The sequence below is a fragment of the Roseburia sp. AM59-24XD genome, assembly GCF_003478445.1.
Taxonomy (GTDB): domain Bacteria; phylum Bacillota; class Clostridia; order Lachnospirales; family Lachnospiraceae; genus Jutongia.
Genome location: NZ_QUET01000049.1, coordinates 1 through 11983, shown reverse-complemented (window position 1 = coordinate 11983; position 11983 = coordinate 1). Strand labels below are relative to the sequence as shown.

General features: G+C 47.0%; 9 protein-coding genes, 1 pseudogene and 1 riboswitch. Of the genes and pseudogenes, 5 read left to right on the top strand and 5 right to left on the bottom strand.

Going from position 1 to position 11983, the window contains the following annotated elements; all coding sequences use genetic code 11:
• Positions 1-244: 244 nt before the first annotated feature.
• From DXA20_RS15470 to DXA20_RS15455, 4 genes are all read right to left on the bottom strand, one after another.
• Entirely contained in the window at positions 245-457 is a 213-nt protein-coding gene (locus DXA20_RS15470; RefSeq protein ID WP_147403770.1) for a hypothetical protein, read from the bottom strand.
• 23 nt (positions 458-480) lie between these two features.
• Entirely contained in the window at positions 481-1647 is a 1167-nt protein-coding gene (locus DXA20_RS15465; RefSeq protein WP_158577260.1) for an APC family permease, read from the bottom strand.
• Between the two features lie 130 nt (positions 1648-1777).
• Positions 1778-2122, bottom strand: coding sequence for a P-II family nitrogen regulator (locus DXA20_RS15460; RefSeq protein ID WP_243100707.1), 345 nt, complete (start codon positions 2120-2122; stop codon positions 1778-1780).
• 88 nt (positions 2123-2210) lie between these two features.
• A complete protein-coding gene (locus tag DXA20_RS15455; RefSeq protein ID WP_118562003.1) occupies positions 2211-3581 on the bottom strand; it encodes a putrescine aminotransferase in 1371 nt (456 codons plus the stop codon).
• Between the two features lie 407 nt (positions 3582-3988).
• Between DXA20_RS15455 and DXA20_RS15450 the strand changes: the two genes are divergently transcribed.
• A complete protein-coding gene (locus DXA20_RS15450; RefSeq protein ID WP_158577259.1) occupies positions 3989-4765 on the top strand; it encodes a helix-turn-helix transcriptional regulator in 777 nt (258 codons plus the stop codon).
• Between the two features lie 64 nt (positions 4766-4829).
• Entirely contained in the window at positions 4830-5804 is a 975-nt protein-coding gene (bsh, locus tag DXA20_RS15445; RefSeq protein WP_118561999.1) for a choloylglycine hydrolase, read from the top strand.
• A gap of 74 nt (positions 5805-5878) precedes the next feature.
• On the opposite strand, the gene DXA20_RS15440 is transcribed toward bsh, so the two are convergent.
• Entirely contained in the window at positions 5879-8203 is a 2325-nt protein-coding gene (locus tag DXA20_RS15440) for a transglycosylase domain-containing protein (protein WP_158577258.1), read from the bottom strand.
• A gap of 127 nt (positions 8204-8330) precedes the next feature.
• Positions 8331-8504: riboswitch (Lysine riboswitch) on the top strand.
• 101 nt (positions 8505-8605) lie between these two features.
• Between DXA20_RS15440 and dapA the strand changes: the two are divergent.
• From dapA to DXA20_RS15425, 3 genes and pseudogenes are all read left to right on the top strand, one after another.
• Positions 8606-9489 (top strand): annotated as a pseudogene (gene dapA, locus DXA20_RS18550) (4-hydroxy-tetrahydrodipicolinate synthase).
• A 306-nt stretch (positions 9490-9795) separates the two neighbouring features.
• Positions 9796-11331, top strand: coding sequence for an alpha-N-arabinofuranosidase (locus DXA20_RS15430; RefSeq protein ID WP_118561995.1), 1536 nt, complete (start codon positions 9796-9798; stop codon positions 11329-11331).
• On the top strand, positions 11321-11578 hold the full coding sequence (locus DXA20_RS15425; protein ID WP_118561993.1) for a DUF6171 family protein: 258 nt from the start codon (positions 11321-11323) through the stop codon (positions 11576-11578). The genes DXA20_RS15430 and DXA20_RS15425 overlap by 11 nt, the downstream gene beginning before the upstream one ends.
• Positions 11579-11983 lie beyond the last annotated feature (405 nt).

The window sequence follows — 11983 nt, the reverse complement described above, 5'->3', positions numbered from 1 at the left end:
ACTTGGGGCGTTATGTACCGTTGCGTGGTGCAGTGGTAGCGGGAGCGTGCCGTCCGAAATAGCTGAGCCCACCTACGGGGCTCAGTCGTGCGGATGCGTATTTATCAAAGCATTGCAAAGCAAAGACTTTTCAGAAATCCTACTGATCTGCGTCAATTTTTTCGTTATAGTTCACGGATTTTTCAGTCCTTTGGATGGCAAAATACCATGTGGATAATTGGTCATAAGAAATAATATGACCACACTACCGACAGAGTTTTCGTCTTTTTCGGATGATATAGTACATTTCATTTTCCATCGCCATGACCTTTTCCAGAGGAACACTTTTGAAAACGGGTATCTTCATTTTAAACTTGATCCAGATCACCGAATAAACGAAAAGGATCAGGAATGTAATGCCGGTGACAAGCCAGATCATCAGACGCTCAGCAGGATCGGTAGAGATATTGATTATCATATAGACCGTGCCGGCGATACCGATCAATGGAAGCACCGGACCGAATGGAACCTTGAGGTGCGCGGCGCCTTTGGCAGGCGGTGGCGAAGGACGAGGACGTCGATATGCGCAAAGATGTAGGAAACCATCCAGAAAACAGAACCGACAAGGATCAGAAAGCTGATCAGCTTGGAGGAATCATTACTGATATATCCAAAGAAAAGGATTAAAAGACTCACAAACCACACACCGATATATGGAACATTATTCTTGTTTGTTTTCGCAAAAAACTGCGGCATCATATTCATTTTCGCCATGCCCTGACAGATATTGGCAAGTCCCTGTACACTGGAATTCTGCGTACTGACAACAGCGAGTGCGGCCACAAGTGTCATCCAGAGCTTACCCGGAGTTCCGAGAAGATTCATACCGTAGAGAAGGTGAGGTGCCGGTGACTCGGTCAGCTCCTTCCATGTGGTATAATTGTGGAACCCGAAGATCATCACAGACTGCACGCCACACATGATCGCCAGACCAATGAACATGCCAAGAGGCACATTGCGTTTGGCGTTTTTGACATCCTTGGAAATTGGGATCGCATACTCCGCACCGATGAAAAGCCAGAAAGCAACCGCGATCATCGGAACGATATCGGCAGGATTAGTCGTCATGTAATAAGGCTGGTCAACCTTGACGCCGGTTCCCATGCCGAGAGCACCGATCAGTCCCATGAAGAACATGGAACCAAGCAGCAGATAGGCAACAAGATCCTGGATCTTGGCGAACATGTCAACGCCTTTTAGGTTTGCAATCAGAAGAACTGCGGTTACAAGAAAGGTGTACCAGAAATTGGAGATGGGAAGATGCAGGATCTCTCCCATTGCATAGGAGAAGATCGAAGCCTCTACGCCGGCAGAGAGGACATTACATAAAATATATCCACCGACCATGGAGACCATGGTTGGCACCGGTCCGAGACTTGTGAGTGTATATTGTGCCAGACCACCGGTCGTATTTGGCATCAATGCATTCAACTCAGACATGGACGCGATGGATATCATATTTAACATGCAGGCTATAATCATCGCGAAGATAAAGACTACACCGATATTGCCGGCTCCCTGTCCCAAAGAGACAAGACAGCTTGTTGCGATAACTAACCCCACGGAGACAGATACCACATTTCTGACTCCCAGTTTTTTCTCTTCCATAAGTACCTCCGATCCCCACATCGGTACAGACGTTAAGTCTGTATCAGCGAGTATTACCTCCCTTTACGACCTGCATAGATAAAATATCTGTGCTGTTATTCTGTTATATGAAATAAATACAACGTCTGCATCAGAGTGCATCAATGCCCTCGTCCCCGGTGCGGACACGGATTGCATTGTCAATGTGATAGACGAAGATCTTTCCGTCTCCGATGTGTCCGGTGTATAATTCTTTTTTGATCAGATCCAGAATTTCATCGAGACGACTGTCATCCACAACAACATTGATCTGCTGTTTTGGAAGAAGCTCCATTTCATAGCGTTCATCCACTTCATATTCGCGGGTGCCTTTTTCGCGGCCGCAGCCAAGCACCTGTGTAAATGTCATACCACCCACACCTGCCTGACTCAGCACGCGCTTTAAACCATTAAATTTCTGCATACCTGTGATAATTTCAATCTTGCTCAATCCCATAATGATCACCATTTCCTTTTTAAGACAACCTGTACCAATATACGGACAGGTATATTGGTACAGGATTCTTGCTATTTTCAAATGTTTGTTACAGATTCATTGCCTTTTTGGTATCGGCAAGGGACTCATCCATACGGGTGAGTACATCCTCCATATCCTGCTGAGAGATAACAGCGGTTGGCTCGAAACGGATCGTTTTTGCATTTACCAGTGTACCGGCAGTCATAACACGTCTTGCGAAAAGTCCCTTTGCACACTCATATCCAATGTCGGAAGTGTGGAACTCAACAGCCAGCATCAGACCGGTACCACGTACCTCAGAGATGACCTCCGGATATTTTGCAGCAAGCTTCTCAAGACCGGCTTTTAAGAATTCACCCTTCTTCTTGCAGACACCGGGAATATCGTTTTCAAGCATATATTTGATCGTTGCAAGTGCTGCGGAACAGCATACAGGGTTTCCGCCGAATGTAGGAGAACCGAGAAGCCATGGGTTGTCGATCAGCTCCTGTGTCCACATCTTTGGTTTGCAGATAATACCGGTGATCGGCATGATGCCGCCGCCGAAGGCTTTACCAAAGGTCATGATATCAGGAGTGACGTCCTCTGCCTCGCAGCGCCACATTGTACCGGTACGTCCCATACCGGTCTGGATCTCATCGAAGATCAGAGCAACACCGGTCTCGTCACAGATCTTACGAACCTCGGTAAGGTATCCCTCCGGAGGAATGATAACACCGGCCTCACCCTGAATTGGCTCAAGGATAACACCGGCAACCTTCTCACCGACTGCCTGAAGGTTTTCGATGGCTTTGCGGATATCCTCAGCAACACCATACTGTACATGCTGTACCTGCTGAACCATTGGAATATATGGAGTACGATATGTACTCTTACCACCCATGGAGATGGCACCCATTGACTTACCATGGAAAGCACCCACTGTGGAAATGTACCATCTGCCGCCGGTTGCGATACGTGCAAGCTTTAAAGACATCTCAACGGCCTCTGCGCCACCGTTTGTGAAGAAGCAGTACTGCAGATCACCCGGCGTGATGTCAGCAACAGCCTTTGCAAGATAGCCACGAAGCGGATCAAGAAGCTCCTGGGAATGAAGTGCCTGATGATCAAGCTGTGCCTTTACGACATCGAGGATCTCCGGGTTTCTGTGACCACATGTGTAAATACCGAAACCACCAAGACAGTCGATGAATTTCTCGCCGTTTAAGCCGTAGCAGTAAGCACCTTCCTCCTGCCACTCAAGTACGGCACCGTTCTCGGAATCGGATGAAACGGATTTTCTGTATTTGAGCCATCCCGGACTTACATAGTTGTCAAAATAGTGAAGTGTGTCATCCACCATTTTCTTTTTATCGTCAGCGGAGATCTGATCGCTGTCTGTGCGGATCAGAGAAATGATTTTGTCGAGATCTTTAATTACCTGTTCTTTCTGTGCCATAATAAATTCCTCCTTTTTGGAAAAAATAAAGACGTATCCGCTGAAATCAGTTCGCTGTAAAAACGAATGAATTTCAGCAAATACGCCTTTGTATTTCAGATGCTATTTAATTGTTGCATTTATCATAGCACCGGGTATACTTGTTTGCAATGACATTTTGCAAGCAATTTCTGCCAGTAAAAAGGTATAACTACTTGTTAACTGGTAGAAAATATGGTACTCTGTTTCCAGTACCGGAAGAACGAAAATCATGAGAAGCAGAGAACATACTCTGATAGGAGTAATTCTTTAGGGTATAGGGGATGCTCGTAAGATAGAGTGAATACACCGAGAATTGCGAAGCAATTCTTGGTGGGCAAAACGCCGGTTTTGCCCTTTTTATAGGAATGGAAAGGCGTGAGAATACGATGGAGAAAAATCAGTTTTTGATCTATAATGATCTGATCGACCACTTGTACAACTGCACCGGTATGGAAGAATTGAAAAAGGATTTCATGGTGCCGGTGCGTATGCTGATTCCGTATACGTACTGCAGCATTCTGCTGGCGGCGGAGGGGATAGATTCCTCGTCACTGGCACAGACAGAGAACCTTTATCAGCCGGAGCCGGTCTGTGTGCCGGACACATTTGTGGAAGCGGAGAAACGGTACATTCAGAGGGCGGCACAGGATCCGGTGCTGTGGTTGATCCATGGCAATGAATCCACGCTGATCTGCGAGAGTGAGATCTTAAGTGAGAAGGAACGGTTGGAGGGAGAGCTTCACAGGTATTGTTATGAAAGCTATGATATTTATGACACGATGCAGTACAGTATCGTGGCGAAGCATCATCTGCTGGGGGTTTTATCTTTATTTCGGACGAGGATCGATGGCTGTTTTCAGTCGGACGATATGTTTTTTCTTCGTTCCATCGGGGTACATCTGAATAAGGTATTTCCCAAAATATTGGCGGCAGACCGGGAGCAGAGTACCACTTTACGGACAGTAGAGGATATCCGGCAAATGCACGGTCTGACGGTGAGAGAGACACAGATCCTGGAGAAGATCCTGCAGTTTTATTCGAATGAAGAGATTGCAGAAGAGTGTGGGATCAGCAGCCTGACCGTGCAGAAGCATATACAGAATCTTCTGCGTAAGCTGGGGGTTGGATCAAGACTGGAACTGTTCCGGCAGTATTGTATATAGAATTTGAAACAGATGGAGACAGCGTTGCAGCTTCGCAGCGGTTTGTTCAGAAAAGAGGGATTATATGTGTACAGCAGCAACTTATCAGACGAAGGATTTTTATATTGGCAGAACATTGGATTATGAATTTTCTTATGGGGATCAGATTACGATCACCCCGCGGAATTATCCGTTTCGTTTTCGTTATATGGGGCAGATGCAAAGCCATTATGCTCTGATCGGAATGGCACATGTGGTGGCGGATTATCCGTTATATTATGATGCTGTCAATGAGAAAGGTGTCGGAATGGCAGGTCTTAATTTTGTGGGGAATGCTGTTTATGAGTCCGAAAAAACGGACAGGGAAAATGTCGCTCAGTTTGAATTTATTCCGTGGGTGTTATCGCAGTGTGCTTCGATGAAGGAGGTTAGGACGCTTCTGGAACGGATCAATCTGACCGGGACATCGTTTAGTCCACAGCTTCCGACAGCGGGACTTCATTGGATCATTGCAGATAAGGACGACTGCATTACTGTGGAGAGCATGGCAGACGGACTTCATATTTATGACAATCCGGTAGGGATTCTGACGAATAATCCTCCGTTTGATATGCAGATGTTTCAGCTCAATAATTATATGTCACTTTCTGCCAAACAGCCGGAGAACAGCTTTGCACCGGAGCTTGGTCTTTCTACGTACAGCCGCGGAATGGGAGCGATGGGGCTGCCGGGAGATCTGTCCTCTGCCTCCCGTTTTGTGCGTGCGGCATTTGTGAAGCAGCATTCTGTTTCCGGGGAGAGTGAGGCGGAGAGTGTCAGTCAGTTTTTCCATATTCTTGGTGCGATGGACCAGCCGAGAGGCTGCTGTGATGTGGGCGAGGGCAAGTATGAGATTACGATCTATACGTCCTGCTGTAACGCCTCAAAAGGCATCTATTATTATACGACCTATGAGAATCATCAGATCACGGCGGTGGATATGCACCGCGTGGATCTTGACGGAGAGCAGCTTGTAACGTACGAGGTTGTGACCGGAGAGCGGATCAACCGGGCAAACTAAATGAGAAGATTCTATATCGTAAAATAAACAAAGTGTCCTGTTTTTAGGACACTTTGTTTTGTTAATTGTAATGTTTATTTATGAATATTACATTGACTGCTGCGAAGCTTTGGCGTCAACACATAAGGAGTATCCTTTGTGGTTCCCTGTTCTTCTTTGATCAGGTAAACACGTTCTTCCACCTGCGATTTTGGACACTTCTCGGTGGCAAGTTTTCCACTCTTTTTGCAGACGCGGTATTTGACATGGCAGTCACAGTTTTCGGTCGGTTGTGTGCCGCTGACAAAATATTCGCGGCGGATGGTATCACCACTGAGTGCCTGATTGCACAGATCCTCAACTGCAAGCTTTCCGCATTTGGTACAGATGTTGCAGGCAACGATATCGTCTGGAATTTTAAAGCTTCCTTTTTCGATTTTTTTGGTGGAGTGAACCTGTTTCATGATCTGTTTCCAGAGCGTTTCGCAGGAAATATCGGAGGTTATCATTCCGGAATCATCATAGCCACACCAGATTCCGGCGGTGTAGTAAGGGGTATAACCCGTAAACCACTGGTCTTTGTTGCCTTTTGTGGAGGCACCATAGCCGGCAGCCGGAAGTTTTTCGATACCGAGATCTGCCGCTTTTCCGGCACCTGTTTCGATATATTCGCGCAGCACATTTGTTATCAGCCATGCAGAAGCAGTTTCCAGAAGCTGGGAAGATTTCTGTTCATTTTTAAATAAAATATTGCCGGTTTTGTCGACAAGCTTTGTATAGAAGATTGGCTTGACACTTTTGCCCTCATTGGCAAGGACCCCATAAGCCGCGGTCAGATCCAGATTACTGACGCCGTTTACAAGATTGCCGGATGCCAGGGAAAGCGATACATCGCTGATCACGTTGCCATCCATATCCTCCTGCTTCTCGACCAGAGTAGAGAAACCGAGCTTTTTCAGATAATCATATCCGGTCTGGATACCAAAGCTTTCCATGGCCTGGACGGCAGGAGATTCTAAGTGCTTCAGTATACTGTCTCTCGTGGTGACAAGTCCCTGATATTCGTTCTGATCCCGGGTGTTTTGCTGATGTCCGTTTTCGGAATAGCTGTAGAGACAATCATCCTGTACTGTTCCAAGTGTCATTCCTGCAGTGTCAATTGCAGGAAGCCATACGGAAAGAGGGGTCAGCATGCTGCCGGGTTGTCTGGTATAATCAACGGCACGGTTTCCGCCAGTCTGGGGAACCTCGCCCTGCCTTCCACCGATCAGAGCCTTTACCTTTCCGGTGGACTGATCCATAAAAACAAGAGATAGCTGCAGCTTTTTGCGATCACCGGTGCGTTGTCTCTGCACCTCGACCTCCTTTTCGCAAATACTTTGTATCTCACTGTCAAGACAGGTATAGATCTTAAGACCGCCCTGATATACTGCATGATATGCCTGTGTGGCGCTGTATCCGGCGCGCTCCTTCAGATCGGAGATTACCTGTGAGATAACAGCAGAAACATAGTAATTCTTCGCCTCTGTGGTGCCGTTTTTCTTCTGGTTGGCAGTCTGGAGGGAGATATAGATATTGTCACCAAGAGCATCCTCGTATTCGTCTTCGGAGATGGTCTCCATATTCAACATGACATTGAGGATTTCTGTTCGTTTGTTACTGTTGGACTTCTGTTGCTCTACCGGGTCGTAAACGGCGGGATCCTGCGCCAAAGCTGCAAGCACGGCTGACTCGGATATGGTCAGATCCTGTGCCTTCTTATCAAAATAATATTCGGCAGCCGCACCGATCCCAATCCGGTTTCCGCCAAAATAGAGTGTGTTCAGATAATATTCCAGAATCTTATCCTTGCCAACCTCGGATTCAAACTGGACAGCCAGATACTGTTCCTGAATCTTTTGGACGACCCGTTCCATAGAGGAGCTGTTGTTGTCGCTGACAAAGATCTGATTACGGATCAGTTTCTGGGTTAAGGTTCGTCTGCTTCCGGCGTACTGTGCCGATGCGGAATCCGGATAAAAGGCGTAGAAAAAGTTGCGGATATCTACGCCGTGATGCTTGTAATATTCCGTGTCATCTGCGGCGATAAATGCGTTGCGTGCCGCCATGGAAATCTTATTCAGTGCGACATAATTCTGCCGGATCCCGGAGCCGTCCAGCCGCTGCAGCTCATTGCCATCCTTATCATATAATATTGTCGTTTTGGAACTGGTCAGGATCTGCTTTTCATTCACGGTCGGAGCACTGCTTACGATTCCGCGGAAAGCTCCGATAAGGCAGACGCTTATCACAGCCAGAATGGCAAGCAAAAGGAAAAGCTGGAAGCACAGAGCGTCCAGACGCAGCCGGTTTAAAAATCTATGTTCTGTCGAGAACAGCTTCTGTTCCCGCTCTAAAATTTCATTTTCGCCAAACTTCATGGAAACCTCCATTTTGATCATTATAGTGATGCAGGGGGCAAAATCTCATTGACGCCAACATCATTATAATGTACAGCATAACACTATTTAATTGGCTTGACAAGGCGCATCAATAGTGGTATGCTGTCGCTTAGATAGAGGTCGCACTCTTCATCAGTACGTGATCTGATGTCCCAGGAGGCAGAGGAGGATTATGGAAAGGGAACAGTGCCGAAAGGATATTCTGCCTGACAGGATACTCCTTGGGCATGGCGTGAATAACGACATGACTGTCATCATTGGATGGAGCGCTATCAAGTATATACCAGTGTATATTCTGAGACGGCGTATCCCCGTCTTTTTTTTATGATAACATAACTATCCATTTTACATTTATTATATTATAAGGAGGTAATAATTATTATGGCATTATTTAAGGGAGCCGGTGTGGCACTGATCACACCTATGAAGGAAAATCACGAGATAAATTTCGATAAACTGGACGAACTTCTCGAGGAGCAGATCGCAGGACGGACAGATGCGATCATTATCTGCGGCACGACAGGAGAGTCTGCTACCATGACAGAGGAAGAGCATATGGATACGATCCGCTTTGCAATCGACCGCGTTAAGGGACGTATCCCTGTGATCGCAGGTACCGGTTCAAACTGCACCGCAACGGCAGTACAGCTCAGCAAGGAAGCTGAGGAGGCAGGAGCTGACGGTGTTCTTCTGGTAACACCTTATTATAATAAGGCAACCCAGAATGGTCTGATCGCTCATTACACCACGATTGCAAATGAGATCAAGATCCCTGCAATTCTTTATAATGTACCAAGCCGTACCGGATGTGCGATGGCACCGGCTACGATCGCCTCTCTGGTTAAGAATGTTGACAATATTGTCGGCGTAAAGGAAGCTCAGGAGATCTCAGCAACGTTGCAAAGATCATGAACCTTTGTGATGGCAACATCGAGCTTTACTCCGGTAACGATGATCAGGTCGTTCCGATCCTTTCTCTTGGCGGTCTCGGTGTTATCTCTGTTGTATCCAATGTTGCACCGCAGTTTATGCACGACATGGTAACAAGCTATCTTGAGGGCGATGTGAAGAGAGCAGCCAAGATGCAGATTGACAGTATTCCGCTTTGCAATGCACTGTTCTGTGAGGTTAATCCAATCCCTGTAAAGGCAGCTCTTAATATGATGGGGAAAGAAGTCGGAACACTCCGCGCACCACTGACTGAGATGGAGCCACAGAATCAGGAGATTCTGCGCAAGGCAATGGCTGATATGAACTTATTATAATAGAGATGTTTGCGGAAATTGCAAGGTGATGGAGTGATCCGGGGCATCCGCATGATACACACTTTGACAAGTTGATTTTAGAAGGGCAGCGTTCCTGATACGGAGCGTTGCCCTGCTTTGTAGAGAAACTCAAACTGCGTACATGGAAATATATCATTGTGCGCCATAATATTTCTTAGGACAAACAGCTTTAAATATGATTTTTGCGTTGAAGATATTTTAAAACTCTTGGAGACGATATCTGAAAATTGCCTTGTCGCTCTACGGTTTTCGAAAAATCTAACGAATTGATGAAAGGAAACGATTATGATTAAAACAACATTACATATTGATCCTGCCAAAACTTTAAGTCATATTGCTCCGGAGATATATGGGCAGTTTTCGGAGCATCTTGGCCGCTGCATTTATGACGGTGTTTATGTGGGGGAGGATTCCGAGATTCCTAACAAGAATGGAATGCGCAAGGATGTTGTGGATGCGCTTCGCGCATTGAAACTCCCGGTACTTCGCTGGCCGGGCGGCTGCTTTGCGGATGAATATCACTGGAGAGACGGTATCGGACCGAAAGAGAAACGCCGCCGTATGGTCAACACCAACTGGGGAGGCACGGTTGAGGATAACAGCTTTGGGACACATGAATTTATGGAGCTGTGCGACCAGCTTGGCTGTGAACCGTACATTGCTGTGAATCTGGGGAGTGGAACGGTTCAGGAGGCAGCAGAGTGGATCGAATATATGACGGCGGACGGTGATTCCACGATTGTGAAGCAGCGTCAGGCAAATGGGCGCAAGGGGCCGTGGCATCTCAAATATGTCGGGATCGGCAATGAGAACTGGGGCTGCGGTGGCAGCATGAGTCCGGATTTTTATGCCAATGAATACAAGAGATATCAGTGCTTCTGCAAGAATTACGGGGACAATAAGCTGTATAAGGTTGCCTGTGGACCGAATGCTGAGGACTATAACTGGACGAAGGAGCTTATGAGCCGTATCGACCACTGGCATGCCAATGCGATCAGTCTTCACTATTACACACTGCCGGGTGATTGGGAGCACAAGGGCAGTGCGACGGATTTCGATGAGCAGGAATATTACACAACAATCTCCAAGGCGATGTATATTGAGAATATTATTGAGAAGCATCTTGAGATCATGGACGAGCATGATCCGGAGCATAATATTGATCTTTTCGTGGATGAGTGGGGAACCTGGTATGATGTTGAGCCGGGAACCAATCCGGGCTTTCTGTATCAGCAGAACACCATGCGGGATGCGATCGTTGCGGCACTGAGTCTGAATATTTTCAATAAGCACAGCGACCGTATCGCTATGGCAAATATCGCGCAGGTTGTAAATGTCCTTCAGGCAATGCTTCTGACCGAAGGAAGCAAGATATTAAAAACTCCGACCTACGATGTGTTCCGGATGTATGTGCCGCACCAGGGGGCAGAGCTGGTGGAAAGCCACACAGATGAGACTACATGCGTAGAAAACGGGCGCACAGTGAAAGGACCGGCAGTTCATTATAATGATATTACGATCCCGGCATTGTCCGAATCGGTTTCCGTGACGGAGCAGAACGGACAGAAGCTGCTGACCATCACACTTGCCAATACCTCTCTGTGCGATACGCTTTCGGTGGAATTAGAGTTGCCAATGCAGTATTCCTTTGCCGGGGAGGCATCCATTGCCATGCTTGATGGAGAGGTGCATGCCTATAATACATTTGAGGATCCGGATCATGTCCGTGCCTATGAGACGGAGGAGGAATGGAACGGCAATATCCAGACATTAACTCTGCCGGTCAACAGTGTGTGCCGGGTCAATTGTTATGTCTGCTAAGCCGTTTTGTGTGCGCTGTCTGATCCGCGAAATGACGGATCGGGACGCTCTGGCGCAGATCCGGAAGTATCAGTCACAGGTGCCCGATCATGAAAAAGCAGACGATGAACTCTACGAGGAGAGACTCACCGTCTGCAAAGAATGTAAATATCTTCATTTGGGAACCTGCTTAAAATGCGGCGGCTATGCGGAGGCGCGGGCGTATCGCACCGCTCAGCACTGTCCGCTCGGTGAGCAGATGTGGTAAATGTTTATGACCAAACCTTCCATGTTTATTACGGAAATTTGCTCATAATATTTCTTATGTCCAATTAACCACATGGCATTTTGCCAGCCAAAGAACTGAAAAATCCGTGAGCTGTGACGAAAAAATTGTCTTGTCACTTACGGATTTCGAAAAGTCGATATGCTTTGCTGCTTTGATTTTTGATAAACGCATCCTGCCGTACTCGCCCCGAGGTGGGATTCAGATGTTTCGAAAGGCACTTGTACCCGCCGGTACTTACGCCCAAGTTTTAAATATATATTCTTAATTAATTTAGCACTTGGGGCGTTATGTACCGTTGCGTGGTGCAGTGGTAGCGGGAGCGTGCCGTCCGAAATAGCTGAGCCCACCTACGGGGCTCAGTCGTGCGGATGCGTATTTATCAAA

Coding starts and splice junctions, on each gene's coding strand:
- DXA20_RS15470 (WP_147403770.1), bottom strand. CDS start 457: ATGATAATCAATATCTCTACCGATCCTGCTGAGCGTCTGATGATCTGG.
- DXA20_RS15465 (WP_158577260.1), bottom strand. CDS start 1,647: ATGGAAGAGAAAAAACTGGGAGTCAGAAATGTGGTATCTGTCTCCGTG.
- DXA20_RS15460 (WP_243100707.1), bottom strand. CDS start 2,122: ATGGGATTGAGCAAGATTGAAATTATCACAGGTATGCAGAAATTTAAT.
- DXA20_RS15455 (WP_118562003.1), bottom strand. CDS start 3,581: ATGGCACAGAAAGAACAGGTAATTAAAGATCTCGACAAAATCATTTCT.
- DXA20_RS15450 (WP_158577259.1), top strand. CDS start 3,989: ATGGAGAAAAATCAGTTTTTGATCTATAATGATCTGATCGACCACTTG.
- bsh (WP_118561999.1), top strand. CDS start 4,830: ATGTGTACAGCAGCAACTTATCAGACGAAGGATTTTTATATTGGCAGA.
- DXA20_RS15440 (WP_158577258.1), bottom strand. CDS start 8,203: ATGAAGTTTGGCGAAAATGAAATTTTAGAGCGGGAACAGAAGCTGTTC.
- DXA20_RS15430 (WP_118561995.1), top strand. CDS start 9,796: ATGATTAAAACAACATTACATATTGATCCTGCCAAAACTTTAAGTCAT.
- DXA20_RS15425 (WP_118561993.1), top strand. CDS start 11,321: ATGTCTGCTAAGCCGTTTTGTGTGCGCTGTCTGATCCGCGAAATGACG.